The sequence below is a fragment of the Oceanobacillus kapialis genome (assembly GCF_044790185.1).
In the GTDB taxonomy this organism is placed as follows: domain Bacteria; phylum Bacillota; class Bacilli; order Bacillales; family Amphibacillaceae; genus Oceanobacillus_B; species Oceanobacillus_B kapialis.
Window position 1 is genome coordinate 3336718 of record NZ_CP085256.1, and the last position, 25047, is coordinate 3361764.

General features: G+C 39.2%; 26 protein-coding genes and 1 riboswitch. Of the genes, 9 read left to right on the top strand and 17 right to left on the bottom strand.

From position 1 onward, the window contains the following. Nucleotides 1-11 precede the first annotated feature (11 nt). Both LG273_RS17250 and LG273_RS17255 read left to right on the top strand, forming a co-directional pair. On the top strand, nt 12-950 hold the full coding sequence (locus tag LG273_RS17250; protein WP_404456008.1) for an ABC transporter ATP-binding protein: 939 nt from the start codon (nt 12-14) through the stop codon (nt 948-950). Then, nucleotides 943-2178: an ABC transporter permease gene (locus LG273_RS17255; protein ID WP_404456011.1), complete on the top strand. Its 1236-nt coding sequence runs from the start codon at nt 943-945 to the stop codon at nt 2176-2178. Before LG273_RS17250 ends, LG273_RS17255 begins: the two co-directional genes overlap by 8 nt. 44 nt (nt 2179-2222) lie before the next feature. On the opposite strand, the gene LG273_RS17260 is transcribed toward LG273_RS17255, so the two are convergent. The 3 genes from LG273_RS17260 to LG273_RS17270 form a co-directional block, all read right to left on the bottom strand. Further along, a complete protein-coding gene (locus LG273_RS17260) occupies nt 2223-2723 on the bottom strand; it encodes a DinB family protein (RefSeq protein WP_379562517.1) in 501 nt (166 codons plus the stop codon). A gap of 61 nt (nt 2724-2784) precedes the next feature. Beyond that, a complete protein-coding gene (locus tag LG273_RS17265) occupies nt 2785-3699 on the bottom strand; it encodes a helix-turn-helix transcriptional regulator (protein WP_404456015.1) in 915 nt (304 codons plus the stop codon). A gap of 77 nt (nt 3700-3776) precedes the next feature. Beyond that, the gene (locus LG273_RS17270) at nt 3777-4334 is read right to left on the bottom strand and encodes a hypothetical protein (protein ID WP_404456017.1); all 558 of its coding nucleotides are present in this window, start codon (nt 4332-4334) and stop codon (nt 3777-3779) included. Between the two features lie 198 nt (nt 4335-4532). Here LG273_RS17270 and LG273_RS17275 point away from each other — a divergent pair, with 198 nt between their 5' ends. Beyond that, entirely contained in the window at nt 4533-5072 is a 540-nt protein-coding gene (locus LG273_RS17275; protein WP_404456020.1) for a flavodoxin family protein, read from the top strand. Nucleotides 5073-5334: 262 nt separating this feature from the next. Continuing rightward, a complete protein-coding gene (locus tag LG273_RS17280; protein ID WP_404456023.1) occupies nt 5335-6453 on the top strand; it encodes an N-acetylmuramoyl-L-alanine amidase in 1119 nt (372 codons plus the stop codon). A 33-nt stretch (nt 6454-6486) separates the two neighbouring features. Here LG273_RS17280 and LG273_RS17285 read toward each other — a convergent pair whose 3' ends face one another. Then, nucleotides 6487-6954, bottom strand: a complete 468-nt coding sequence (locus LG273_RS17285; RefSeq protein ID WP_404456026.1) for a GNAT family N-acetyltransferase — start codon at nt 6952-6954, stop codon at nt 6487-6489. Next, a complete protein-coding gene (locus LG273_RS17290; RefSeq protein WP_404456029.1) occupies nt 6955-7998 on the bottom strand; it encodes a MerR family transcriptional regulator in 1044 nt (347 codons plus the stop codon). 124 nt (nt 7999-8122) lie between these two features. Between LG273_RS17290 and LG273_RS17295 the strand changes: the two genes are divergently transcribed. Next, nucleotides 8123-9397, top strand: coding sequence for a hypothetical protein (locus tag LG273_RS17295; protein WP_404456032.1), 1275 nt, complete (start codon nt 8123-8125; stop codon nt 9395-9397). Nucleotides 9398-9457: 60 nt separating this feature from the next. Here LG273_RS17295 and LG273_RS17300 read toward each other — a convergent pair whose 3' ends face one another. Together LG273_RS17300 and LG273_RS17305 are read right to left on the bottom strand one after the other, a co-directional pair. Next, on the bottom strand, nt 9458-9772 hold the full coding sequence (locus tag LG273_RS17300) for a DMT family transporter (RefSeq protein WP_379562525.1): 315 nt from the start codon (nt 9770-9772) through the stop codon (nt 9458-9460). Next, nucleotides 9772-10113, bottom strand: a complete 342-nt coding sequence (locus LG273_RS17305) for a DMT family transporter (protein ID WP_404456035.1) — start codon at nt 10111-10113, stop codon at nt 9772-9774. The genes LG273_RS17300 and LG273_RS17305 overlap by 1 nt, the downstream gene beginning before the upstream one ends. Nucleotides 10114-10172: 59 nt before the next feature. After that, a riboswitch (guanidine-I (ykkC/yxkD leader) is annotated at nt 10173-10273 on the bottom strand. A gap of 135 nt (nt 10274-10408) precedes the next feature. Between LG273_RS17305 and LG273_RS17310 the strand changes: the two genes are divergently transcribed. Continuing rightward, entirely contained in the window at nt 10409-10729 is a 321-nt protein-coding gene (locus LG273_RS17310) for a hypothetical protein (protein ID WP_404456038.1), read from the top strand. Between the two features lie 32 nt (nt 10730-10761). Next, a complete protein-coding gene (locus LG273_RS17315; RefSeq protein ID WP_404456041.1) occupies nt 10762-11616 on the top strand; it encodes a metallophosphoesterase in 855 nt (284 codons plus the stop codon). 63 nt (nt 11617-11679) lie between these two features. Here the strand turns inward: LG273_RS17315 and LG273_RS17320 are convergent, their stop codons facing one another. From LG273_RS17320 to LG273_RS17335, 4 genes are all read right to left on the bottom strand, one after another. After that, nucleotides 11680-12723, bottom strand: coding sequence for a ribonucleotide-diphosphate reductase subunit beta (locus LG273_RS17320; protein ID WP_379562529.1), 1044 nt, complete (start codon nt 12721-12723; stop codon nt 11680-11682). Further along, on the bottom strand, nt 12704-13150 hold the full coding sequence (locus LG273_RS17325) for a flavodoxin (RefSeq protein ID WP_404456045.1): 447 nt from the start codon (nt 13148-13150) through the stop codon (nt 12704-12706). Before LG273_RS17325 ends, LG273_RS17320 begins: the two co-directional genes overlap by 20 nt. Continuing rightward, nucleotides 13135-15333, bottom strand: coding sequence for a ribonucleoside-diphosphate reductase subunit alpha (locus tag LG273_RS17330; RefSeq protein WP_379562629.1), 2199 nt, complete (start codon nt 15331-15333; stop codon nt 13135-13137). The genes LG273_RS17325 and LG273_RS17330 overlap by 16 nt, the downstream gene beginning before the upstream one ends. Before the next feature lie 566 nt (nt 15334-15899). Beyond that, nucleotides 15900-16736 carry an MBL fold metallo-hydrolase gene (locus LG273_RS17335; RefSeq protein ID WP_404456047.1) on the bottom strand — a complete coding sequence of 279 codons (837 nt, stop codon included), beginning with the start codon at nt 16734-16736 and terminating at the stop codon, nt 15900-15902. 161 nt (nt 16737-16897) lie between these two features. On the opposite strand from LG273_RS17335, the gene LG273_RS17340 reads away from it, so the two are divergent. Together LG273_RS17340 and LG273_RS17345 are read left to right on the top strand one after the other, a co-directional pair. Further along, a complete protein-coding gene (locus LG273_RS17340) occupies nt 16898-18019 on the top strand; it encodes a DUF3137 domain-containing protein (RefSeq protein ID WP_404456050.1) in 1122 nt (373 codons plus the stop codon). 15 nt (nt 18020-18034) lie between these two features. Then, a complete protein-coding gene (locus tag LG273_RS17345) occupies nt 18035-18601 on the top strand; it encodes a LemA family protein (protein WP_379562533.1) in 567 nt (188 codons plus the stop codon). Between the two features lie 484 nt (nt 18602-19085). Here the strand turns inward: LG273_RS17345 and LG273_RS17350 are convergent, their stop codons facing one another. The 6 genes from LG273_RS17350 to LG273_RS17375 all read right to left on the bottom strand — a co-directional run bounded on the left by LG273_RS17350 (nt 19086) and on the right by LG273_RS17375 (nt 24996). Next, the gene (locus LG273_RS17350; protein ID WP_404456053.1) at nt 19086-19742 is read right to left on the bottom strand and encodes a DUF421 domain-containing protein; all 657 of its coding nucleotides are present in this window, start codon (nt 19740-19742) and stop codon (nt 19086-19088) included. Nucleotides 19743-19802: 60 nt separating this feature from the next. Further along, nucleotides 19803-21707 (bottom strand): asparagine synthase (glutamine-hydrolyzing), encoded by a 1905-nt coding sequence (gene asnB, locus LG273_RS17355; RefSeq protein WP_404456056.1) that lies wholly within the window; start codon nt 21705-21707, stop codon nt 19803-19805. Nucleotides 21708-21720: 13 nt separating this feature from the next. Further along, on the bottom strand, nt 21721-22491 hold the full coding sequence (locus tag LG273_RS17360) for a hypothetical protein (RefSeq protein WP_379562536.1): 771 nt from the start codon (nt 22489-22491) through the stop codon (nt 21721-21723). Beyond that, the gene (locus LG273_RS17365; protein ID WP_379562537.1) at nt 22484-23020 is read right to left on the bottom strand and encodes an RNA polymerase sigma factor; all 537 of its coding nucleotides are present in this window, start codon (nt 23018-23020) and stop codon (nt 22484-22486) included. The genes LG273_RS17360 and LG273_RS17365 overlap by 8 nt, the downstream gene beginning before the upstream one ends. A gap of 251 nt (nt 23021-23271) precedes the next feature. Then, nucleotides 23272-23808 (bottom strand): hypothetical protein, encoded by a 537-nt coding sequence (locus LG273_RS17370; protein WP_379562538.1) that lies wholly within the window; start codon nt 23806-23808, stop codon nt 23272-23274. Between the two features lie 9 nt (nt 23809-23817). Further along, nucleotides 23818-24996, bottom strand: a complete 1179-nt coding sequence (locus LG273_RS17375) for a hypothetical protein (RefSeq protein WP_379562539.1) — start codon at nt 24994-24996, stop codon at nt 23818-23820. Nucleotides 24997-25047 lie beyond the last annotated feature (51 nt).

Below are 25047 nucleotides of genomic sequence, written 5' to 3' on the forward strand. Positions count from 1 at the left end.
GGAAGAAAAACATGGAGAAAATGCTTTCTGTTTCAAACCTGGGCAAATCATTTAAAGACAAACAAGTGATATCCAATATCTCCTTTGATGTATATAAAGGAGAAATCATGGCGGTTCTAGGGCCAAACGGTGCCGGGAAATCAACTACTATCCGTAATATTATGGGGATTATGTATCCTGATGAAGGGAGTATTCATTTTCAGAGTACGAATGGGAAGGATATTCCAAGACATCGGATCGGCTACCTCCCCGAAGAAAGAGGGCTATATAAAAATGTAAAAGTAATGGATATTCTTTTATACCTAGCTGAGCTCAAGGATTATCCATTAGATAAAGCACGGAAAAGGGCCCTGGAATACTTAAAAAAGTTCGACCTGGAAGGAAAGGAAAAGGTCTCTGTAGAGGAGCTTTCCAAAGGGATGGGACAAAAAGTACAATTTATTGCTTCGATCATTCATGAGCCAGAGTTACTTATTTTAGATGAACCATTTTCCGGGTTAGACCCTGTCAGTCAGGAACTTTTTAAAGATGAAATTCGCAATTTGGCGAAAAATGGAACGGCAATTCTTCTTTCATCCCACCAAATGAACCTGGTGGAAGAGATGGCGGATCGCTTGTTCATGATCCACCGTGGAAGAAAAGTCATTTATGGAACGATGGATGATGTAAAAACTGAATATGCCAACTTTAAGTGTACGATCCATGGCAATAATGACCCAGCGCGATTAGAAACACTTTCAGATGTGCAGCGTGTGGAGCAAAGGGAAGGAAGTAATGTCCTTTATTTAGATAAAGGAGTGGACCCGAATCAATGGCTTAAACAGCTTCCGGATGACCTTCATATTCTTGAATTAACTATTAATAGAGTATCTCTACACGAAATCTTCATTGATATTGCATCAGATAAAAACCTTTTACAAGAGCAGAAAGCAGGTGAAGTATATGCGTAATACCATGAAAGTCGCTAAGTGGGAAATCAAGCGAAATATGAAAAATAAATCTTATCTTATTGGACTGTTATTAACACCGATTATTATCATCGGCTTTATGGTTTTAGGTAGTGTTTTCGGTGATTCCGAAGAAGAGGTTTCTGAACCTGCTACTGTTTTTGTTAATGATGAACTTGGAGTTTATGAAGAGATGGTGAGCACTGTTGAGCAAGCTGGCATGGACTGGGAGCTGATGCTAACAGACCTGACAGAAGAAGAAGCAGCGGAAGAAGTGACAGACAGTGAACAGACAGCTTATCTGTTTGTAAATCAAGAAAACCTTGAATCAGGCTCCTTAACTGTGTATACCTCTGATGATATGGATTCGTTTTTTATGAGTGAGATTCAAGTTTTAACTGGCCCTATTCAAGCGATGAAAATGGAGGAGCTTGGATTAACAGATGAACAGCTTGCTGGCATCTCACAGGGTGTACAATTTGTTGAGGCAGGTGAAACTGAGGAAACAGCTGCTAGTGATGAAAGCGCCAGTTCGGAAGAAAATCCTTTAGAAACACTCGTACCAGGAATATTTGGTGCCTTTGTTCTACTGTCTGTTATCTTAACAGGAATGTCCATTTTTCAAAGTGCCTCCCAAGAGAAAAAGGATAAGATCGCAGAAATCATTCTTTCTTCTCTTACACCAGCTGAATTAATGCAAGGAAAAATTGTTGGGTACTTTGTTTTAGGCCTTATACAAACGTTCGTTACTGCCGTTCTCGTATTGCCTGTACTAATATGGCGTCTTGATGAACCACTTCTGGAGTACTTACTTGTGCCAGAGCTTACCTTGTACTTACTTATCGCACTCCTTGGCTATCTCTTATTTGCGTCCCTATTCGTGGGAGTTGGAGCTACCATGGCAGATGTTACAACTGCCGGAAACTTCCAAGGGTTTGTTATGATGATACCGTTTTTGCCAGCTATATTTATTGGCCCGGTATTAAGTGATCCAAGTGGTCTGATGGCCCAAATCGGCACGTATATTCCTTTCACATCACCTGCTGTACTGCTGCTTCGTTTAATCACATTAGAAGAATGGCCGTGGATCGAAATCGCAATTTCAATAGTCATTCTTGCTATCAGTGTCTGGTTATTTATGAAACTTGCAGGGAAAATATTCAAAGTTGGAATTCTTATGTACGGAAAAAATGCAACTCCAGGAGAGATTTGGAAGTGGCTTAAAGCTTAGTTTATACGAGAGCGGACATCCGCTCTCGTTTTTTTACTGTTAGTCTAGCTCTGATACCAATAGAATGAGAGGTCATTGAAGGTCGAAGCATACCCTAGTTGCCTTAACATCGTTGTTATGTTACCCCGGTGGTATGTGCCATGGTTCGCAACATGGAATAACATTTCTGAGTATGCCGTTTCTCTTGCTCCTGCCCAAGGATTATTGATCGTAACCTTTTTTTCTAAATCTGTTTGCCCATTCATCCATGCCTCATACTGAGAGGATAGTTCTTCAAACGATTTGATGAATTCATCTGCTGAATAGGAATTTGTCTTTTCTAATAATGGCATAGATGTTTCCATCGCTTCCTGCATATCCATGCCTTTCAGGATGTGTAACCACATAACATCAACTACATAAATATGGCTAAACGTTGCGGCTATAGTTGGGTAGGAACTTTTCACCTCTTCATACAGAACATTGCTTGGTAATTCTTTTACTCTGTCTAATAATACCTGATTAGCCCATACATGGTACCTATACATATTTTTTGCGTGGTTCATTTACATCTACTCCTTAACTTTGATACTTGTATTATAAAAAAAGATATATGACAGCAGCCTGTCATACATCTTCATAAAGTTTTATTATTTTTCTAGCCTCGTTGGTTAAAACCGATTGTAGTTCTACTGGCTTCATAATTTTCACACCAGCCCCAAAACTTAAAAGAATGGATCTCAGCCATCCAGCATGTAATGGCTCGTATACGGAAAGGCTCACTGTCATACTCCCATCATCGTTCATGAGCTTTGTAGAGTTTTGAAATTGATCTAACACAGCTGCCAAAGAATTTGGATGGACCCAAATGATAACCTCTTCAAAACCTTCTACATGGTTGCCTGAATTAACGTGATTATGTTTGATGTCATGATGTTGTTGAAATGCTTCCTGTGTCACTGTTAGACGCATCATACGTGAAACTCTAAATTCTCTATAATCATGCCGTTCTCTGCAAAATGCGTATAAATACCAATTACGATATTTGTATTGCAGTTGAATTGGCTCTATTTCTCGTGAGGTCACTACATTTTTATTACTTACATATTCAAAATGGATGACCAATTTTTCATTAATTGCCTTTCTTAAGTCTTTTAGGGAATTTGGTTCTGTTTGATAACTTTCTAAATCAACCGATAAAGCATTCTTGTTATCACTTCTATCTAGTAAGCTTAATCGGTCTATTGTATGTTCCATTTCTCTATCTTTAAAAATAGTTACTAAGCTATTCAATACGGTGACTACGTTTCGTATGTCCGGGGGACCCATTAAGCTTTTATCAATCTTGTACCCTTTTATAATACCAAAGCCTCCATTCGTTCCTTGGTACGACACGACTGGTATGCCAGCTGCACAAATAGCCTCAATATCCCTGTAAATAGTGCGAGTTGATACTTCAAACTCATCAGCCAGACTTGAAGCTGAGAGAATTTCATTATGTAAGAGTTTGAAAATGATGGATAATAAACGTTCTAATTTCAAGGTGTATTTCCTTTCTTACGTGATAGTTTTGTGACTATGGGTTATAGGAAGAATCATTTCTATTTTATACATCAAAATTAAAAAGCACTATTGTGCACAGTCTCATAAAACGTTATAAAATGATTGAAACTCCCACCTATATCTCCATAAAGGTTGCGTAGGAGAACACGCAAATCATTTCTTATCAATCCTTCCCTTTTCTGTATCGCGTTGATATGACTTTCTAATTCGATTGAAGCATTAACTGCAACATCTAGATACATCTTAGCTTCTTCTTTGTACGATTCACTAAAGGCATGGGATAGCAACATTTCGCGATATGCCGATACGTGGAAGAGCAGTTCTTCTAACGTCTCCTCCGTCACTTTCCATTCCACCTTATCTACAACCAATATCTCCTGAAAGATGTCTAAAGCAGCTATTCCGATGGTATATGTTTTAGAATGATCCTGACTGTTCTCCATTATTTGATTATAATCACTCAACATTATGTCATATTGTTTTACGACAATAGGATCCAGTTTAACCGTATAACTTTTCGAGACACTTAAGCCCGCATAAGGAAATACCCAAGTCACAATTAAGATGGCTAGAAAACAAATGAAGACCATAATACTTAGAAGTGTAATTATCATTCTTTTAGATACTTTCAAAATATCCCAACTCCGCCAACAAATTTTCTGAAAAAGAACCTTTACTTCTATTTTAAATTACGTGGAATAAAATAGAACAGAACTGCTACTATATACCCTAACCACTGAACCTTCTCCCCCAACTATTGTGAATGTAGCAATGTATGTAATAAAACCGGAAAACCAAGGAGGGTATAGAAAATGAAAATTGCTGTTTTTCACGGCTCGACTAGAGAAAAAGGTAATACAGAATATCTTGCCTATAAAGCTGTACCTAAGGATCAGGCAACCCATATTTATTTAAGGGACTATAACATCCAACCAATTACAGATTTCCGTCATACTCCAGAAGGATTTCCCGACATACATGATGATCAATTACAGCTTGTGGATCAGATGCTTGCCCATGATATCCTTGTCTTTGCCACCCCTATCTATTGGTACGGAATGGCAGGGCCCCTAAAGGTCTTTATTGATCGGTGGTCCCAAGTGATGAGAGACCCTAATTATCCTCATTTTCGAGAGGAGCTGGGTAATAAGAAAGCGTATTTTATCCTCGTTGGCGGGGATCAACCAACGGTCAAAGGATTGCCACTGATTCAGCAATTGACATACATTTGCCAGTTTTACGGCACTAAAGTGGGTGGCTATGTCATTGGCGAAGCTCGAAAGCCTGGTACGATTGTTCATGACAATCGTGCCCTGGAAGCTGCCTCTACTTTAGTTCGTGAATTACAATAAGCCATTTGAAGACAGCTGTCTAAATCTGACGGCTGTTTTTCATTAGCTCTTCCTCTCCAAATGAAAGTTCTTCTTTCCTACACACATTCGGCAATTTATTCATTATTCCTGCTTCCTTCTCATTTTCTACCTTTTTCTAGTCCTTCTGATTTGTTTTATCTCTCATACGTTTATTTTCTAGCAATCTAGGAAATTACTAAAGTCATGGAGTAGACTACCAGTTAGATTGAATGTATGATGAAATTATTAAAAGGAGGCTACCATGAAATTTAGTAAAATACTTATTTTATTTGCCGTATTAGTTGGGTCTCTCCTCGTGTTGCCATATGACGGGGAGGCAGAAACCGGAGAAGTCTATGAAGTTGGAGATATTAACTTAAATGTTAGAAGCGAGCCTTCTGGGACAGGTCCTGTCATTGGTCAATTGCAAAAGGGTGACCAGGTGATCTCTTTTGAAGAGAAATATGGTTGGATACGTACTTATTATGCTGGTGAGGAAGCTTGGGTTGCGGCACATTACTTAACTAAAATGAGCCAAGAAAATCAGGCCATACAACCTGATAAGCAAAAGCTTCAAGTGACTGGCCAAAGTGTTTATATTCGCACAGGACCAGGTACAGACTATGCCATTAAAAATTCTACTAGTGCTGGTAATACATACAACATGTTAACAAAAGATGCCGACTGGTATAAGATTGAACTGGCTGATGGGTCGACAGGCTGGATTGCTTCCTGGTTAACGGACAAGCCAGTTCAAGAAAACAAATCTAGTAATCAAAAAGAACAGAAGCAGGAAGCAACTGCACAAGAAGTAAGAGGAGTATCGACGAATAAGAATAATCCCCTTGATGGGTACAACATTGTTATAGATGCGGGTCATGGTGGCAAGGATCCTGGCGCTATAGGTTTCAGTGGAGTGGAAGAAAAGTCATTAACCAGTCAAACAGCAGATCAAGTTGCCGATGTCTTGCGGGAAGAAGGAGCAACAGTAATTGAAACAAGAGTGAAAGATACCTATCTCTCTCTTGACCGAAGAGTTGAAGTAAGCAACGCCTATAATACCGATGCTTTTATCAGTATTCACTACAATGCGTTTCCTATCCAAACAATTCACGGAATAGGGGCTTATTATTCTTCACAAAATAAAGATCTGGCATTAGCCGAAGATATTCAAGATAGTTTAGCAGCTTCCCTACCTCTCTATAATAGAGGGTTATACCAAGAAGATTTTCGCGTTCTGCGTAACAATGGTGCGCCATCTGTTCTCTTGGAATTAGGGTTTATCACCAACAGAGGTGATGTGACAGCCATCCAATCGGCTGGCTATAACCAGAAAGTCGCAGAAGCAATTGCTGATGGGTTAGAAGATTACTTTTATTAAGATAGACAAGCTGTCCATTAAGGGCAGCTTGTTTTATCTTATACACATAGTATATATATATTGTTCTCCTGATCTTCCAAGAACCCTTCTTCCCGTGTCTTCAAACCCAGCTTTTTTGTATAACTGCTGTGCAATATTATTTTCATGATTTACCGCTAAAATTATTTCCTCTACTGTGTAAAAAGATTCAGTTATAAACGTTGGTAGTAGTTTCAAAGAAGTCCTTGCAATACCTTTTCCTTGATAAGCCATTTGTATAGAATAAGCGCGTAACAGAATAGCATCAGGATTGTTAGTATATGGTTGTAGTACAAAAAATCCTACGAGATCTAGCCCTGCAAAAATGCCTACTGGATGTCGGTTTGGCTCTTCCTCACATTTTTTTAATGCTTCAACGGGATGGGCAGTATAACTCAATTGTTCTTCTGATAAATAATAGGATTGTAGACTAATCCTATTACTAGTCTCAAAGAATTGAAGGCGTATGTTTTCTCCCTCCACTTAACCCCCTTCCTTTCTCGCATATACCATACTTAAAATATTATTAAACTGATGTGTCTCAACTGTATAATGATGTTTTTGCAACCAGTTAACTAGCCGTGAACGATCTGCATAGTATTCGTCTTCTATCGCTTCAATTGCTTCCATATTGCCAGCTTTCCAAAAAGATTCGATCACTTTTTCTCGATGGGCTTGGTCTATAAACATTAAATCTGCAATACAGACTTCCCCATCTTTTTTCAGCACACGATCCATTTCCTCCAGGGCAAGCAATTTTTCTTCCCCTGTCAAATGATGTAAGGCATAGCTTGAAACAATGGCATCCACCTGCAAATTCATCACAGGAAGTGCAAGAAAGTGCCCTTTCCTTGTTTCAATTTCCGGATGCTTTTCTTTACAAACAGCGAGCATCTCCTCGGCTTGATCAACGCCTATTACCTTTATGTCTTTTTTTAAGAATCTTGCACCCAAATTACCTGTTCCTATTCCGATATCAAGGCAGACACTTCCTGGTGACAGTTGTACCGTCTCCACTACTCTATTTAGCGCTTTTTCATAGTCCTCGTGTACGTTAAACCTGTAGCCATGCATTTTAATACTTTGATCGTAATCATGAGCTTGGTTATCGAAATTCCATTTATCCTGCCAATCCTTTCGCAATGTTTTTAATGTCTTCAACTGTTTGGCTAAATCAAATAAGCCTGTTTTTACATCCTGACCTTTTCCTGCTTTTTCTGTCATCTTATCAATGGTCTGAATCATATCTTTTAATTCCAGCCATTGTTCATAAAGAACACTACGTTGGACATTTAAATAGTCCTCTACCTGCATATTTGGCGCCTTTAATAGCTCATGAATGACTTCAACAGGAAGCCCCACTTCTCGTAATGCCAAAATTGTACTTAACCTAACCACGTCTTCCTCATTAAAGTAACGGTATTGATTGTTCTCTTCCTTCGCAGGGGTAATAAGCCCCTTTTCCTCATAATAGCGAATGGTTCTGGCAGACGTTTCTAGCTTTTCAGCTACTTCTTTTATATACATACAATCACCCTTTCGCTTATTATACTAAACGTTGACGTGGCGGAAAGGTAAAGTATTTTCTTTAGCCCCTTTCTGCACCGTGTTATACTTAAAGAAAAATCGTAAGCAAAGTGAGGACTTAAAAATGAACGAAGCGTTACAAGAGCTTGCTGAGGCTTGCCAAAAAGACTTTGGCCTGGAGAACTATTACTTAAAAAGGTATAACATTTTTCGAGAAGACAACCCAACAATTGATAATGATTATCTATTCTCTATGGAATGGTTTCCTAAAGATACTCAGGAAGTAGAAGAGGATCTGAATCCTCCCGGCACAGCAGTAGTTGAAATAGAGCTTCATTCCAAGAAGCTGCGTCATTTCAGCTTCGTACAGGGTGTGAATTTAGTGGAAGATCAGATATTTCCACAGCTTAAGGACGGTAGTGAAACAGTAATTGAGTGGGTTGAAGAATTAACAGGACTGGAGTTCGGGAGGCAGTTTCAGTTAGCCGAGGAAACTGACGACGGCATACATTTGCTTGCAGCAGCGGATAATATCCCCGTATTTCCAGTAGGTACCATTGATGTAACCTTTAATGAAGATGGGTTGCTTTCCCACTTTTCTAAGGACGGTAGCTTTCCCGGGGAGGATCAAATTAAGTGGGAGCCATTTGCGCTCACTTCTGCTATTGTGGACCCGATCATCCTTGACCAAATGCAACTACTCGAAATTCCGCTAGAAGAACAAGAGCGTTGGCTGGCTGTTTATGGGACAACCACTACATTTATTACAAATGACCAGCAGAAAGTTATTCCTTATGAAAAAGCAGAGATGCGTGATAGCTATAGCGTAATCGACAAAAATATTGATTGGGAAAACGGTTCAGTGGAGGATACATTTGAGGCAATAGACATTGACCTTTCAGACGAGGTGTCTATAGAAGAGGCCTTAGCAGGACCGCCTAATAAAAACACTCAGCCTATTACATCAGGAGATAAAGAGAAAAGCTTTCAAGCTGTCCAGTCCTTTTTGCAGCAGAAGTATCCAGATGATAACAATAAATGGAAGCTTCATACGTTATCCCGTGAGCGTGGCTATATAATTGCCGAACTAAGGCCTAAGGTACAGGATAAAAAGGTGATTCAACAAAAACTATCGCTATTTCTTGATGCTACAACGTATACAGTGCTTAATTTTACAGATAACCATTTTATCCTTGAGATGTTTAGTCATTTGGAAGAGGCTGAGTCTCCAAATCTTACAAAAGATGAGGCCTTTGAAAAACTGCACAACCATATTGAAGTAAGCCCTGTTTATGTATATGACCCTGTCAGTGCTACTTATCAGCTTTGCGGAAAAGTAGATTGCTCCTATGGTGTTGATGCAGCAACTGGGGAAGTTATTTTGCTTGATGAGTTGTAAAGAAAGAAGGCCAAATCACGTAGATTTGGCCTTCTTCCACTTTTGTTAGACAAGTTGTAATTAAGAAACGAGTTTTAATCCAATTACAGCCCCTAACACCATCGCAATAAACGTGATTCTTTTCCAGTCCTTTGACTCACCGTAAAAGATCATCCCTAATATGGCTCCCCCAGAAGCTCCTATTCCTGTCCAGATGGCATAGGCAACTCCCATGGGTAACGATTCCATTGCATAGGCAAGAAATAAAAAGCTTGCACCAAAGCTAAGAAGTAATAAAAGTAACGCCTGGAAATTGCGATCCTTATGCAATTTATTTATCATGAGCACACCAAGCATCTCAAACAAACCAGCTACAACCAAAGAAACCCAAGCCATTAGGATGCACTCCCTTCTTCAACATTATCTTTTGTAACTAATTTCAGTCCTATCACTCCCGCTAACAATAGTGAAATTAACAGGATTTTTGCTAAGTTAAGCGGCACATCAAAAAACACCCAATCTGAAAGGACTGTTCCAACGGTACCAAGTCCCACGAACACAGCATAAACGGTTCCTACAGGTAGTTGTCTACTAGCCATAATCATGAGGTAAAAGCTAATATAAATCGCAATGACTGTTCCAGTCCACTCCCAAAAGCCACCGGCATGCTTCAATCCAATTACCCATAACACCTCAAAAAATGCAGCGATAATTACTTTAACCCAATTTGCATTCATTCCAGGTCCACCTCCAATTTTTTAAAAAACAAAAAAGCCTGAGAGAACTGTAATATCTGTCCTCCCAGGCTTTTATCCTTCCGTGACACAGCTTAAGCTGTGAGCTTTCTCTCGGTCCAGACCAACTTAATGATGTTGCGGAACCCTAGAAAACTTATCTCCTATGCAATTACCTCTATTATATATGCCAAGGTAAATTAGTCAAGAGAGGCTCTTCTTCTATCATGATTAGAAGGAATATAGCTGTTCATGTTGAAATAATAGTAAAGCGTCTTTTATAAGGAGGATAGTAAAGATGTTTGTGAAAACCTACATTTATTATGTCCAAAAAGATAAAATTCAAGAATTTCTAGACATACAAAAGAGAGCTGGGGAAATTTATGAACAATATATTTCATCCCAGACAACTTATTTGCAAAGCAAAGAAGATAAAACAAAGTGGATGGAGATAACAACGTATAGGAGTGAGGAGGAATATAACAAAAGTATTAGATCGATTAACGAGGATCCTGAAATCCAGCAGTTATTTCATTCCTTTGAAGCATTATTGGTTGAGGGGAAAGGTATAAGTGAAGAGAATTTTACTGACGTTCTAGCTCATAGACGATTAGTATAGAAATTATTTTATCGTAACAAAGGAGATTCACATTGAAGAAAAAATTAAAAAAACGATGGTTATACATACTAATTGGAACAGGTTTATTGATAGGATTTTTCTACTTCCAAAACAACTCCATCGTAATCAGTGAGCACACCATCACTTCGAATAAACTACCAGGAGCATTTGATGGATATAATATCATCCATCTATCTGATTTACATAACAAGTCTTTCAGAGACGACCAAAACTACTTAGTTAATAAGGTAAAGAAGGCAGACCCTGATCTAATCGTTTTCACTGGAGATTTGATAGATTCCAGAAGATATGATGAGGAGCCCAGCCTGCTTTTAATGGATAAATTGGTAGAAATAGCACCGATTTATTATGTGACAGGCAACCATGAATGGCGGACAGGTACATTTGCTACGTTGGAGAAAAAATTAGTAGATCTCGGTGTTCATGTGTTGCGAAATACGTCACAGGAGATAACAATTGGGTCTGAGAGTATTACTATAATGGGTGTTGATGATCCATTAAACAAGAATGAGTCGGCCACAGAGAGCGCTGTAACAAAGAAGAATATTAGTTGGGCTTTAGATAATACGGAAGAGAAGAATTCGTTTCAAATTTTATTAGCCCATCGGCCAGAATTGTTTTCTCTATACAGTGAACATGGACTTGACCTTGTCTTTTCAGGTCATGCACACGGTGGGCAATTTAGGCTTCCATTTGCAGGAGGACTTATTGCACCAGATCAAGGACTCTTTCCCGAGTATACTGCTGGAAAACATGAATTAAACAACACGAGAATGCTTGTAAGCAGAGGACTTGGAAACAGTATTATACCTGTAAGAATCTTTAATCGCCCTGAAATTATTGTCGTGACATTACATGCTGAATAAAGGCAGCCACACAAAATAAAACGCTTGGACCATTGGATCCAAGCGTTTTATATGTTATAAGATTTACAAGTCATCAAACCCATTAAGGTCACTTGTCTTTGTATATTGTCTTGATTTTTGTTCAAAGAAATCGGTTTTTGTGCCGTCGAAGTTATCCACATATGCACGAATCCATTTCATTGGGTTCTCCAGGTTCTCTGGATAAATTTCACTCAGCCCAAGCATCCGCAGCATTTTATTCGCACGGTATTTAATATAGCCTGCCATTTCATCCAGATCAATTCCTTCTACATCTTTAAGCACATAAGTAGACCACTCTATCTCTAAGTCCACAGATTCTCTGAACTGATCATAAACCCAGCCAGTGAATTCTGGCGTGTTGTAAGATGGATTCTCATCCAATGCAGCACGGAACAATTCTGCGATAAATCTGCCATGCTCTAGCTCATCACGATTGATATAGCTGATCATTGTGGATGTCCCAACCATTTTATTGTGTCTAGCCAGGTTGTAGAAGAAAGCAAAACCTGAATAGAAGAACATTCCTTCAAGCAAGGAAGTATAAACGATGGTTTTCAAGATATTTTCCATAGTTGGTTCTTCTACAAAAGCGTTATATTGCTTTACAAGGTTTTCATTTCGTTTAAGAAGAATTGGGTCCTTACGCCCGAGCTGAAATGATTCGTTCTGTTCATCTAATGACACGACAGAAGATAGTACATAGGAATAGCTTTCATTGTGCACAGCCTCCTGTTGCGCAATGACTGCCATAATCGATTGAACAGAAGCATCTGTTGCATATAATGACAACAATAGTGCTGTTCTCGTTTGCGGTGCATCCAATGTTGATAACAGACCAATAATTTTCAGATAAGCATCCTGCTCGGATTTATCCAGTGTAGAAAATTGCTTTACATCACTGGACATATTTACTTCATCTGCTTGCCAATAGTTCCCAATTAAACGCTTGTACATTTTGTACCAATGTGGGTAGGCAATGTCATTCCAGTTTAGAATGCCACTGGATTTCCCGCCAAAAATTCCGGTTGATTTATTTGGATTTAATGGTTCTAATGTTTTAGCCCTCTCAAGCATAGCTTCTTGCATAATGTAATACTCCTTCCACCCAATCCTTAACTTTCTTTTCCTGACTGCCACGGGGGGATTGTTCAATTTTCAGTCCAGGCCATTTACTATGATAAAATGTTGCGAGCTTATCCACTGCTAGACAAAACAGTTCATCACCACCGAATTGGGTTTCCCCTGTGCCAAAGACGGCTACATTTTCTGGTTTGTAGCCGACCTCTAACACAAAGTCCTTCACTTCATCAGGAGTTGAACCCATGTCCCATGTAAAACTGCCAAGAAAGATAAAATCATAATGCTGCGCGTCCACAGGAGGATCAATACCAATTCGGTGAACATCCAGTTGAAGGCCTTCAGCACGCAGCTGTTCTTCAATAATCTCTGCTACCTCTTTTGTATTGCCACTGTAAGAAAGATACGCAATTAGTGCATTCAACTTTGACACCACTCACATTCTTCGACATCGTTTGCCGTAGAACGAACATAATACGTGGTTTTTAGTCCTTCACTCCAAGCACGCATATGAAGATCAAGTAAAACAGATGCTTTTATCGTATTCGGTACATAAAAGTTAAAGGAAATGCTTTGATCAATATGCTTCTGTCTTGCAGCGTTTTGTTTAATCGACCAGCGTTGGTCCACAATATATGCAGAACGACGGTAAATATCGTACGTATTATGGTCTAAATCAGGAGCTGTTGTTGGAATTTTAAAGTCTTTCTTCTCTTCGTTATAGAAAGCTTTAAAAATCGGATCAATACTTGCTGTTGAGCCTGCAATCATAGCTGTTGTAGAGTTTGGTGCTACAGCCATTAGGTAGCCGTTACGCATACCGTTTTCCGCTACTTCTGCCTTCAATGCAGTCCACTTCTCATCCGTATAGCCTTTTTTCGTGAAATAGCTTCCTGACTCCCAGTTACTTCCTGCAAATGCTGGATAGCTGCCTTTTTCCTTACTTAATTCCATGCTGTTTTTCACTGTCAGATAAGCAACTTGTTCATATAACTCATCTGCATATTGTACAGCTTCCTCTGTTTCCCACTTCAGGTTTTTCAATGCAAGCAGGTGATGCCAGCCAAAGGTTCCAAGTCCAATTGCGCGGTATTTTTGGTTGGTCATCTGCGTTTGCTTGATTGGCAGAGTATTAATATCTATTACATTATCGAGCATGCGTACCTGAATTTTAATAAGACGATCGAGTACTCCAGCAGGAACAGCTTTTCCTAGATTAATAGAGCTTAGATTACATACAACATAATCGCCTGTTTTATATTTTTTTACGATCGTATCTTCATTTTCAATATATTCTTCCAGAAACTCAGTCGGGGACTGGTTTTGGGTGATTTCTGTACAAAGGTTAGAGCAATAGATCATGCCGTTATGGTCATTGCTGTTTTGTCTATTTACTTCATCACGATAGAACATGAACGGAGTACCTGATTCTAATTGTGATTTCATAATACGCTTCATAATCGAAATTGCAGGTACTTGTTTCTTCGTTAACAGCTCAGATTGTACACACTCTTCATACTTTCTGCGCCATTCGCCGTCACCTTTTTCTTCATCATAAGCGTCCTCAAGGGAATAGCCCATTACCTGGCGAACCTCATGTGGGTCGAACAGATACCAATCACCACGTTCCTCTACTTTTTCCATGAAGTAGTCAGGAAGGCAAACACCGGTAAAGATATCATGTGCACGCATTCTGTCGTCACCGTTATTTAATTTCAAATCAAGAAATGCTTCAATGTCATGGTGCCAAACATCAAGGTAAATGGCGATTGCACCTTTTCTCGTTCCAAGCTGGTCTACGTTTACCGCTGTGTTATTCAATTGTTTAATCCAAGGAACTACACCGCTGGACATTCCTTTGTAGCCTTTAATGGAACTACCACGACCACGGATTTTACCCATGTATACACCGATTCCACCACCGTTTTTGGATAGCTTGGCAATATCTGTGTTGCTATCATAAATGGATTGCAGGCTGTCATCTACTGTGTCGATAAAACAGCTTGATAATTGGCCATGTGTTTTACCAGCATTTGTTAGGGTTGGTGTAGCTACAGTCATATATAGATTACTTAAAGCCCAATATGCTTCTGTGACAAGCTGGCTTCGTTGGGAGACCTTTTCATCCTGCATCAAATACATTGCGATAACCATCCAACGCTCTTGTGGAAGCTCGTAAATATTTTTATTATGATCTGTTGCAAGATAGCGTGTGGCGATCGTGTGTAATCCCAGATAGTTAAAGAATAGGTCTCTTTCTGGCGCAATCATGTTTGCAAATTGGTCTATTTCCGCTTTGCTATATTTGTCCAGAAGGTTAGAGGCATAAATACCTTTACTCGTAAGTGTCTGAATAAGCTCATATAGATCACCATATTTCTTCTCTGGAGCATAATTGCGATTTTCCCCTGCCAAATGATAAAGATGGTTCAAATAGATTCTACTAGCCAGATAAGTCCACTCTGGTTCTGCTTCGTCTATATTTTCCAGTGCATTTTTTACAAGTGTGTCTGTCACCTTTTCCTCTGACATATCTGCATGAATCGCTTTTAGCGCTTTATTCTTATACGCCTCTGTGTTCACATTCAACCCTTGAGCTGCTTCTTCAATTAGCTGCATAATTTTTTCCTCAGTGGATAGAATTACGGTATTCACGATGAATCCTCCTCTTTATCTATGTAAATATCTCCCCTAGTTTCTTCATTATAAAACCGCTCATTGGGTTATAAATGAACGGTTTTCGCCGACAGTTAACTCGGAGATTTAAAAACTGTGAGCAAAACCGGAATTCTTCTTTTTAAACCAGAGTTTACTAAAATTTAACTACCTTTTCTCTGTTGTTTTATGGTAAAGTAGAACTTGCGCAGTTTGCTTTCAGCTTCATTTTTCGCTGTTTTTTTATCGTGTTGTCCATATATCGTAAAGTATAAAAAAACACTATATATAGTGTTTTTTTCTTAACACTCAACGATATGTTGTATTTAAAGACTACCATATATGCCTACTGAAAATCAAGCGAGCAAAACTAAATTATAGATTGTAAAAACCGTGAATTTTTCTTTCTTTCCTCGCAAAATCTTTATTTTTCATTCATTCTCTAGCAATTTAATTTTTTTCTCTATCAACTGTATTTGCATGAAAAGGTAAACTCTAAAGATAAGATGGGATAATTAAATCCCACCCCTTTACTTATCTCTATCTACATATTTCCCATGTTCTGGAACGGCTATTTTTTGAAAGTTTCCTGCTAGATTTGTTAACCCTTCGACTAGCTCTTCACCGAAAGCTGGTACTCCATGCCCTGTTACCACATAATGCGGCATTAACGCTGCTAACTTCTTTACTGATAGCTCGGCAGCCTCCCAATCTGGGGTGAAATAGCGTGGCGGTCCATTTATCTCCATATCCTGTTTAACCACTTCTAGCATATCTTCCTGTCTAACAGTTGTGAAAGCATCTCCTGCTATTAGTGTTTTATCAGAAGCTCGGTATATAGATATATGGCCTTGTGTATGGCCAGGTGTATGGATCCATTGCCAACCAGGCATGAAAGGTATTGTGCCATCATGCGGTAAGTTGTGAAGATGTTCTGATATATCAACTGGTTTATTTGGGAAAAATGCGGAAAGTTTAGCAACCATTCCTCCCGACACACTCGGATCCGGCTCGTTATAGCTTGTTTCTCCTGTCAAATAAGGCGCCTCAAGAGGATGTGCATAAACCGGGACATCCCACTCATCTAGTAATTCTATTAATGACCCAACATGGTCGAAGTGGCCATGTGTTAAAACAATTGCCTTTGGTTTAGCCCCTTCCCCAAATAACTCTTCAGCTGCTTCCATAATTTTCGAGCCAGAATGCGGCATTCCAGCATCCACCAGCACCCATTTGCTCCTATCACCTACAAAACTTACATTAACAATTTGATTTGTATAACAATGCACCTGATGTGCCACAAGTTGGATGGTACCACTTCCAACAGATGTCATCGGAACCGTTCTCCCTTGTTTATTATGACCCATGTTCTCTCCTCCTCATTTTCTACTGTTTAACATTTCCCTTTATTGCATTAGAAAAAAACCAAACTTGCGAACTAGTACTTTTGGATTGTTTTCATTTTTCTACAATTATTTTTTAGATTATTTGCTATACTAGCCATAGAAATGAGCGGGAGAGAGATGAGATGAAAAAGTGGAATGAAGCATATCAGCTTGAACGTTTTGCCAAGACAGATGAAGAGTTTGACACGTATTTTAACGAGGAGTTAAAACAGGATGTGGAACGTTTAGAAAGTGAAAGAAAAAAGGCAATAGGTCTGACAAAAAAGCAAGCAATGAAACTATTACCTCTTGTGGCCGTATTAATATTAAGCTATTTCTTTTGGCCTTATATTATTGGCTACCTATTTTTTGGCATACTTTTTATTTCTACATTTCTTTTTAAAGGTATTGAGAAAAAGCGTCGGAAGCTTGAAAAAAAGATAAAGGAAGAGCTTGTAACAGATATCGTAAAGTTTATTAACCGACGATTTAGCTATTCTCCAAGAAAGTATATTCCCCAGGAAGATTTTATTGATTCGAACGTCTTTGAGACCAATCCAAACCGCTATTTTGGGGACGACTTTATTAAAGGTAGTGTGGGCAGTAGTGTAAAAGGAGATCAGGCACGTAACAACCAACCTAAAACAGAGCTTTCTTTTTCCGAGATTCGTGCTTTTCATGCGGTGCCATTTAAGGATAGAAACGGAAAGAAAAAACAGCGCATTCAACCGCTGTTTAAAGGCTTATTCTTCGTTGCGGATTTCAACAAAGATTTTGAGGGGATTACCATTATTGGCCCTAAAAAGGATCGGACAATCGCGAAGAAGGTTAAGACAGAGGAAAGGGATAAGCTAGAGGAAGTAGAACTGGAAGACATCGACTTTATGGATAAATTTCTAGTTCGTACGACAGATCAGATTACGGCAAGATATATTTTAACACCAAACTTTATGAATCGAATGCTTTCTTTTACGACAGTAGAGCGTTTCGGGGAAATCCCTAAACCGACCTCTCTTAAAGAAGCATGGCATATGGGAGTTAATGCTAAGCACTTACCACAGGTAAACTTCGCAAACACCCCATACTTCTCCTTCAAGGACGGTAAAATGTACTTTTTCTTACCTACAGAGAAGAATCATTTTGAACTAAATATGTATGTGCCAATCACGAAAGAAGTAATGAAAGGTTATTTTCATGACATCAATATAGCGCTGGAATTAGTAGATGAATTAAATCTAAACTTAAGAATATGGAATAAAGTGTAAAGAGGAGGAAGGAATTTGGAAACTGGTATGATAGTTGCAGTAACCATCGCAGTGGTATTTATCCTATTTTTCATCTTGAGTTACAACAAAATGAAGAAACAGGAAATAAATGTAGAAAACGCGTTTGGAGATTTGGATGTCTTTTTAATGAAACGTGTGGATGAGCTTGACAATCTTGTTCAGACTGCTCGAGTAGCGACAGATCAGGAAATGGAGATTCTGAACAGTGTTACTTCCTTAAGAACAGGCGTGGCTGAGGCCTCTAACATGGAGGAAAAAATAAAAGCCCATAACACCTTACAACAGGAGATGCCTTCTATTATGGTGAACATGGAAAGTTATCCGGAAATTAAATTTAACGAGAACTACTTACACATCCAACGTTCTATTAATAATATTGAGGAACAAATCCAAGCCGCAAGACGAAACTTTAATTCTCACACTGGAAAATATAATCAGCTTATTTCTACCTTCCCCCGTAATCTGCTTGCAAGTGCTTTTGGGTTTTCCAAAAAACCAATGTTTGAGACACCACCTGAAAAGAGAGAAAATGTAGATATGAAAGCTTTGTTTGACCGGTAACAAAGTAAAAAAAGGCTAGAGCACGAGAATAGTTGTTAAGTAAAAGAGTCTGAGACAAAAGTTTTCTTAGTACATGAAATCCGAACTATTTTGCAAATCTGTTAATAAAGGTTTGTCTAGTTCGGATTTTCTTATTTTAGCGTAGGCAGAACGCGGAGACTCCTTGAAAATACATTCGTATTTTCTGCGTGCGATGCATCGCTGACGTAGCTTTCCTTTTCCTACGGGAACAGCACGAGTCCGAAGACCCCGCAGTGGAAAAAGAACAAAGACTAAGGTCGCCACGTCCTGTGGCAACGTCTTTGTGACCAACATCCTGTTGGCCCGAGGCCGTGCCCGTGGAAAGCGGAGTGTTCTGCCGAAGCGGTGCTAGAGATAATTATTCGTATTTAAGCTTAGATAATTTAATTTTGTCCCAGCCCCAATTTCTTATCTTATAAGAAGAAAATACACTTGGTCTTACCCGCATTTTTTAGTATGTTCACTACTGCAATCGTTTGGGAGGGGTATTATCATGCTGCTTTTGTTGCACTTCGTGAAATAACCCTACACCATTCGCGTTAGCTTGTTGAATTTGCGCAGTTAAAGCTTGTAGTTGGTTGTGCAGCTGTGTGACTTCCTGTGTTGGTGTCACCGTTTGTAGGTAAGCCTTAATATCATCTGCCAATTGTTGAAACTCTTTTTTTGTAACTGGTTGAGAATCTGGCTTGAGAATAAAACCCACTTGGCCATTTGGCTCCAATGTCGCCCACTGCACATCATTAATGTTTTGCACATTTTGTTGTCGCAGATTCATCTCTAATTGATCCACTGTTAGCCGGAGCTTCTTTAGATTTTTCTCTTGAATAACCCCTTCCTTAATTAGGATCTTTGATTTTCCTGTAATAAGATTTTCAAATAAGTCCCCTTTAATTTGAATAAATTCCATAACAATTAAGGTCAGAACCAGTACTGTACCTACACCAAGCGTCACCCATATATCTTCTCCAGCTAATGGCTGTATAAGAAGGGAACCTATGCCAATCATAATAACCGTTTGGGCTAGAGTCATTTGTGAAATCGATTTTCTTCCGGCAATTCTTAGAAGAAATGTTCCACCTATTACAATAATGACGGACTTCCAAATCCAATCCCATTCCATATTTAACAACTCCATTCTTGGCATTAGTTTGACGCATATCTCGAATATTATGCTGGCTCATTAGGAAGTCATTCTGGCTGGATTTGCACCTGTAATAACTCCGGACATATCATATGCTTGTTCAATAAAGACCTGATGCCACTGCATAAACATTAATATCGTCCACAGCTTACGTGAATAATCCTTCTTTCCTGTCGCATGTGTATCCAATAATTCCAGGGCAACCTGTTTGTTTATCATGTAAGTACTCTCGCTATCGTTTATAAGTTTTTTCGCCCAAGAATATAACTCGTTTCGCAACCAGAACTTAATGGGAACTGGGAAACCCAACTTCTTTCGATTCACGACATGTCCTGGTACGATTTCCTCTGCCGCTTTTCTTAGCAGGGCCTTGGTAGTGCCTGAGGTAAAGTTGCTTTTAACTGGAAGTCTCCTGGCAATCTCAAATACGTCTGTATCTAAAAATGGTACCCGAAGCTCAAGTGAATGAGCCATCGTCATTTTATCTGCTTTTAATAAAATATCCCCTGGCAGCCATGTGTGTATATCGACATACTGCATTTGATTAACTTTATGGAAGGTCTTGGCGTATTCATAAAGTGCTGATGTCCACTTCTCATATTTAGCCTCTTTGTGATAACGCTTTAATAATTGCTCTTTCTCTTCCTCCTCAAATATTTTTGCGTTGCCAATATACCTTTTTTGTAAATCTGTTGTACCTCTTTCTAAAAAGCTCTTTCCTTTCATCCCTTCTGGAAAAATGGCAGCAAGCTTATTTAGAATACGAAGAAGTGGTTTTGGCATATAATCAAAGTACTTTAAGGACAATGGCTCACGATAGATGGAATATCCTCCAAAAAGTTCATCCGCTCCTTCGCCAGAAAGAACCGCTTTGACATGTTTGCCAGCCTCTTGTGCCACAAAATATAGCGGAATACAAGCAGGATCTGCCAGTGGGTCATCCATATGCCACATAATGGCAGGCAGTGCATTGACGTAGTCTTCAGCGGTTATAATGCTAGAATAATTCTTCACTCCCATCTCTTTCGCACTTTGCTTTGCAACATCTATCTCCGAATAGCCATCTACCTTAAAGCCAACGGAAAATGTTTTGAGATCAGGGTTAACCTCTTTTGCTAATGCCACAATAAACGTGGAATCAATCCCACCAGATAAAAAGGCTCCTAGTGGGGCATCGCTTTGCATATGTTTTTCAACAGAGTCAGCCAGGACATCGTGAATCGACCGTATTATTTGCCGTTCATTCCCACTCACAGGTTCAAAAGTTGCATGAAAATAGCGTTGTTTTTTTATTGGCTCGTTCCATTCTTTCACGAAATAGTGCCCCGGCTCTAATCGCTGGATTCCTTCTGTCAAGCTCATTGGGTCTGGTACATACTGAAAAGACATATAATGCTGTAACGCTCTTTCATTTATGATGTATTGTTGTGTTAAATAGTTAATGCTCTTTTTCTCTGAAGCCATGATAAGCTCTCCGTCACTCTCATAATAGTAGAATGGTTTTATACCAAATGAGTCTCTTGCACCGTATAAAATCTTTTCACGGCTATCCCAAATAATGATTGCGAACATTCCTCTTAACTCCCTAAAAGCTTTTACCCCATATTCTATAAACATGGCTCCAATTACTTCGGTATCCGATGTTGTGTTGAAATGGTGTCCTTTCTCCTCTAATTGGTTTCGCAATTGCTTAAAGTTATAGACCTCTCCATTAAAGACCATCCAAAAACGGCCGTCACCAAACTCCCATGGTTGCTGACCGTTCTCATGATCTAGTAAACTCAACCGCCTAAACGATAGAGCTACCATTGAATCATGATAAAACCCCTTTTCATCTGGTCCTCGATGATTGATTAAATCACTGCTTTTCTTTATTTCTTTTAAATGTTCCTCACAAAAGTGTCCTTCTTTTTCTTTTAATAATACCCCTACAAAACCACACATCCTTGCTCCCCCTTTAGTTTACTATTTCGAAACTCTCCAGCATGTAATCAAACCGGGCGCCGTGCCCCTCAGCCGCTTCAAGGAAATAAACCTGTTTGATCACAAAGACCTGCCCTTCTTGTGTATCTGTCACATAATATCTGTGTACAGGTGTATCCCATTGATGCCCTGTTTTGCCGGATTCATTTGTTGTTTCCTCGCCCATTCCGTGAATAACCTCTGCTTGGATAGGTTCGGACACACTTTCCTGTCTAACTACTTCCATTCCATCTGTTTCTATTTCTTGCTCAATTTCTTGTAAGACTTTCTCTGTAGTTGTAGTTTCTTTTCTTGTTATTTCCATATAGACATCGGGATATCCTTCTCCAAGCGGCTCTTTTGTTTCAATTCGATCCACTTTTTCACCCTTCACCATTTTGTAACGCTGTTCATCCACATAGATGACATATCGTAATGCCTCATTCACCTCAAGCTGGGTATCACTCTTCTCCTTCTGCCCTTCTATTTCAATTTCTTCCTGTTTTTCTTCCACAAACATATCTCTTAGGTGCTGAATCATGGCTTGACCAGTGTTCGTCATAAGACCGAGTACGAGGACTAAGATCACCGCTGCAGCTCCGAGTGTTGCGAAGACATTTTTTCTATAATGCTTAGGTTTCGGCTTTGAAGCGAAAAGACTGCGATTAATTCGTTCCCAGGTCTCGTCTTTAAGATTTGTGTCTACTTTCGTGGCGTGCTCTAATCCTTTTCGTAACCTGTCATCGAACTCCTGATTATTACGCATCCGCAGCACCCCCCATAACCGTTTTTAATTTCCCACGTGCCTTAAAGAGGCGAGATTTCACTGTGTTTAGATTCAAATCCAGCATTTCAGCAATTTCCTTTTCCGAAAAATTATTGACATACTTTAGAATTAAGACCGTACGATGATGTTCATCAAGCTTCTCTAGTGCGATCTCCAATTCCTCATAGTCGCCTTCATGTTCTGTTGTCGAAGAAAGGGAATCAAGTATTTCTTCTGTTTCTATACTGACTGCATGCTTCGATTTCTTTCCAATATACCGCCTTGCTTCGTTTAGTAATAATTGATAAAACCACGGTTTAAATGGTTTTTTTATATCAAACTGGTGGATATTTCGGTAAAGTTTAAGGAATACTTCCTGTACGATATCAGCAGCATCAGCCTGATTACGTGTAATCCCATATGCTGTCCGGAGAGAATAATCAGCGTACAGGTCATACAATTTTTTAAAGGCTCGCTGATCGCCTTTTTTAATTTTCTTTATAAGCTTGCTTTCTCTGTCTAGCGCCAACAGTCATCCCCCTTTTTAGAAGACCTTCTACTCTATATACCTGAAAACTCTTCGAAAAGTTTTCGTCCTTTAAAATTTTTATGAAATGTGGCCAAGTTTATATGTCTCTTTATGCCATTAGAGACGTTTATATACGTGGTAGTTTCCAGTGGATCACTTACGATAGCTGGCCTATTCTTAAATAAAGGGCACCTGTAAAATCCCACAAAAAAACTGCCATAATAAGCATGTACACTTATCATGACAGTTTTCTATTTATTCATGCTCGCGAAGAAATCACCGAGTGGATCTTCTTCCTCTATTTCCTGCTCTGTAGTATTTGTCTGCTCTAACTCCAACCCATCCATATCTAAATCATCTAGATCAAACTCAAGCTCTTTGGAATTAGGTTGCTCCACTTTTACCGGTTCAACTGACGATTCAGGTATCGCCGGCTCTTCCTCCAAGCTATAGGCATCGCGATTAAGTGAAGCGAGTAGTGTGGTAGCTCGCATTGGGTCACTTAATAATTGATATATAAGGCTCCCAATCAGTGCTTCAGAGTGCTCGTGCTTTAACCAGCTCTTTTGTTCTTTTGTTAATTTTTGCGGGAGGGGAACAGTAATCGTTTCCCGCTCCCTTGTTTGATTTTCATTTAACCCGTTAAGTACGAACTGAGCAATCTCGCTCGAGAAATTTCTTCGTGCAGTTTCTTTTAAATGCTGAAGCTGTTTTAAAAGATAATCCGGTGTATCTGAAGGCACACGGAATGTGATCGACTGCCCTCTTTCAATCTTTTTGTTCGTCATATCCTCACCCTATTTTGCTTTGGCTGTGGTAGTTGCTTCTTCTTTTACATTTTCTTTCTCTGTTTTTCTAACAAAGTCTGTAACTAACTTGTAGTAGGCGTTTGCCATCATCCAAATACTTTCATTTTCATCCTCGAAAAACTCGATATTATAGCCATCAAGCTTATTGTTTAATGCCTTTATATAATCCTTAAGGACAGCAGAGCCGCCTCCGACAAAATAGCAAATTTCTGATTGAGAATTCTTTGCCCATACATTGCGCAGGAAGCGATATTCTTTTTTAGCTAGCTCGAGGAGTATATGATCGGTAATATCATGGACGTTTGTTCTGCTTCCTTTAACCATAATATGATGTCTGTCATTATTTCTTGTGATAATGTCGACTACATCCCTGCGGCTATCCAACTCTACGCCATGCTTGGTTCGAATTTCTTCACGAATTTGCTCTAAAGACTCAGACACTCCAAGATTAAAACCTTGAGCTTTATCATCATCTACATTACGGTTACGGATAACTGCTATATCTGTTGATAAACCACCAATATCCTGGATAAGAATTTGCTTATCAATAAGTTCCTTGTTAATCACATTAAGGTCATTATCCATAATTAGATTGACGTAAGCTGCAAAGCCTTCCGGATAAACCTTCACTTCATCAAATTTGATGTTCACTTTTTTCCCTTGGTGCTTTGGCGTAACTAAAAATTCAATTTGATGGACAGAGCCTAGAAGTTGAGACCTGTAGCCAACATCCTTTCCTTCCTTCACTTCACGTAGTGGCAGCCCTGTACCTAATGTGTAATTCGCATCCACGACATCATTTTTTCCTGCTTTAAACGCTCCTGATTCGACTGCATCGAGTGCGATGGAAGCAAATAACATGACAAGCGTTTGATCCTCCTCTGATTTATTACTGCCAGGATCAAGCTCTGTAGAGTTATTAGTTTTCGTTGCTAGATTTCCAACACGATAAACGACGTTGTTCTCCTCTAAAGCAGGGGAGTGTACGCGGATATGTATATTATCTAATACACTTTTATCATCCAACTCTTCAATCCCGATAACTGGACGGTCTTCCATGTCCTGTGCAACCACATTTGGAATATAGACTTCATTTTCCATTTTTCCAAAGTTTGCTTTCAAGGCATCATTTCCTACATCCACTGCTGCGATTCTTGATTTTGTCATAATAGAAAATCTCCTTTTTATATAGTAGGGAAATATAATAATAGGTCAGCA

What these genes read in the sequence shown, in the direction of transcription:
- LG273_RS17250 (WP_404456008.1), top strand. Translation starts at nt 12, where the DNA reads ATGGAGAAAATGCTTTCTGTTTCAAACCTGGGCAAATCATTTAAAGAC.
- LG273_RS17255 (WP_404456011.1), top strand. Translation starts at nt 943, where the DNA reads ATGCGTAATACCATGAAAGTCGCTAAGTGGGAAATCAAGCGAAATATG.
- LG273_RS17260 (WP_379562517.1), bottom strand. Translation starts at nt 2,723, where the DNA reads ATGAACCACGCAAAAAATATGTATAGGTACCATGTATGGGCTAATCAG.
- LG273_RS17270 (WP_404456017.1), bottom strand. Translation starts at nt 4,334, where the DNA reads ATGATAATTACACTTCTAAGTATTATGGTCTTCATTTGTTTTCTAGCC.
- LG273_RS17275 (WP_404456020.1), top strand. Translation starts at nt 4,533, where the DNA reads ATGAAAATTGCTGTTTTTCACGGCTCGACTAGAGAAAAAGGTAATACA.
- LG273_RS17280 (WP_404456023.1), top strand. Translation starts at nt 5,335, where the DNA reads ATGAAATTTAGTAAAATACTTATTTTATTTGCCGTATTAGTTGGGTCT.
- LG273_RS17290 (WP_404456029.1), bottom strand. Translation starts at nt 7,998, where the DNA reads ATGTATATAAAAGAAGTAGCTGAAAAGCTAGAAACGTCTGCCAGAACC.
- LG273_RS17295 (WP_404456032.1), top strand. Translation starts at nt 8,123, where the DNA reads ATGAACGAAGCGTTACAAGAGCTTGCTGAGGCTTGCCAAAAAGACTTT.
- LG273_RS17300 (WP_379562525.1), bottom strand. Translation starts at nt 9,772, where the DNA reads ATGGCTTGGGTTTCTTTGGTTGTAGCTGGTTTGTTTGAGATGCTTGGT.
- LG273_RS17305 (WP_404456035.1), bottom strand. Translation starts at nt 10,113, where the DNA reads ATGAATGCAAATTGGGTTAAAGTAATTATCGCTGCATTTTTTGAGGTG.
- LG273_RS17310 (WP_404456038.1), top strand. Translation starts at nt 10,409, where the DNA reads ATGTTTGTGAAAACCTACATTTATTATGTCCAAAAAGATAAAATTCAA.
- LG273_RS17320 (WP_379562529.1), bottom strand. Translation starts at nt 12,723, where the DNA reads ATGCAAGAAGCTATGCTTGAGAGGGCTAAAACATTAGAACCATTAAAT.
- LG273_RS17330 (WP_379562629.1), bottom strand. Translation starts at nt 15,333, where the DNA reads ATGCAGCTAATTGAAGAAGCAGCTCAAGGGTTGAATGTGAACACAGAG.
- LG273_RS17335 (WP_404456047.1), bottom strand. Translation starts at nt 16,736, where the DNA reads ATGGGTCATAATAAACAAGGGAGAACGGTTCCGATGACATCTGTTGGA.
- LG273_RS17340 (WP_404456050.1), top strand. Translation starts at nt 16,898, where the DNA reads ATGAAAAAGTGGAATGAAGCATATCAGCTTGAACGTTTTGCCAAGACA.
- LG273_RS17350 (WP_404456053.1), bottom strand. Translation starts at nt 19,742, where the DNA reads ATGGAATGGGATTGGATTTGGAAGTCCGTCATTATTGTAATAGGTGGA.
- asnB (WP_404456056.1), bottom strand. Translation starts at nt 21,707, where the DNA reads ATGTGTGGTTTTGTAGGGGTATTATTAAAAGAAAAAGAAGGACACTTT.
- LG273_RS17360 (WP_379562536.1), bottom strand. Translation starts at nt 22,491, where the DNA reads ATGCGTAATAATCAGGAGTTCGATGACAGGTTACGAAAAGGATTAGAG.
- LG273_RS17370 (WP_379562538.1), bottom strand. Translation starts at nt 23,808, where the DNA reads ATGACGAACAAAAAGATTGAAAGAGGGCAGTCGATCACATTCCGTGTG.
- LG273_RS17375 (WP_379562539.1), bottom strand. Translation starts at nt 24,996, where the DNA reads ATGACAAAATCAAGAATCGCAGCAGTGGATGTAGGAAATGATGCCTTG.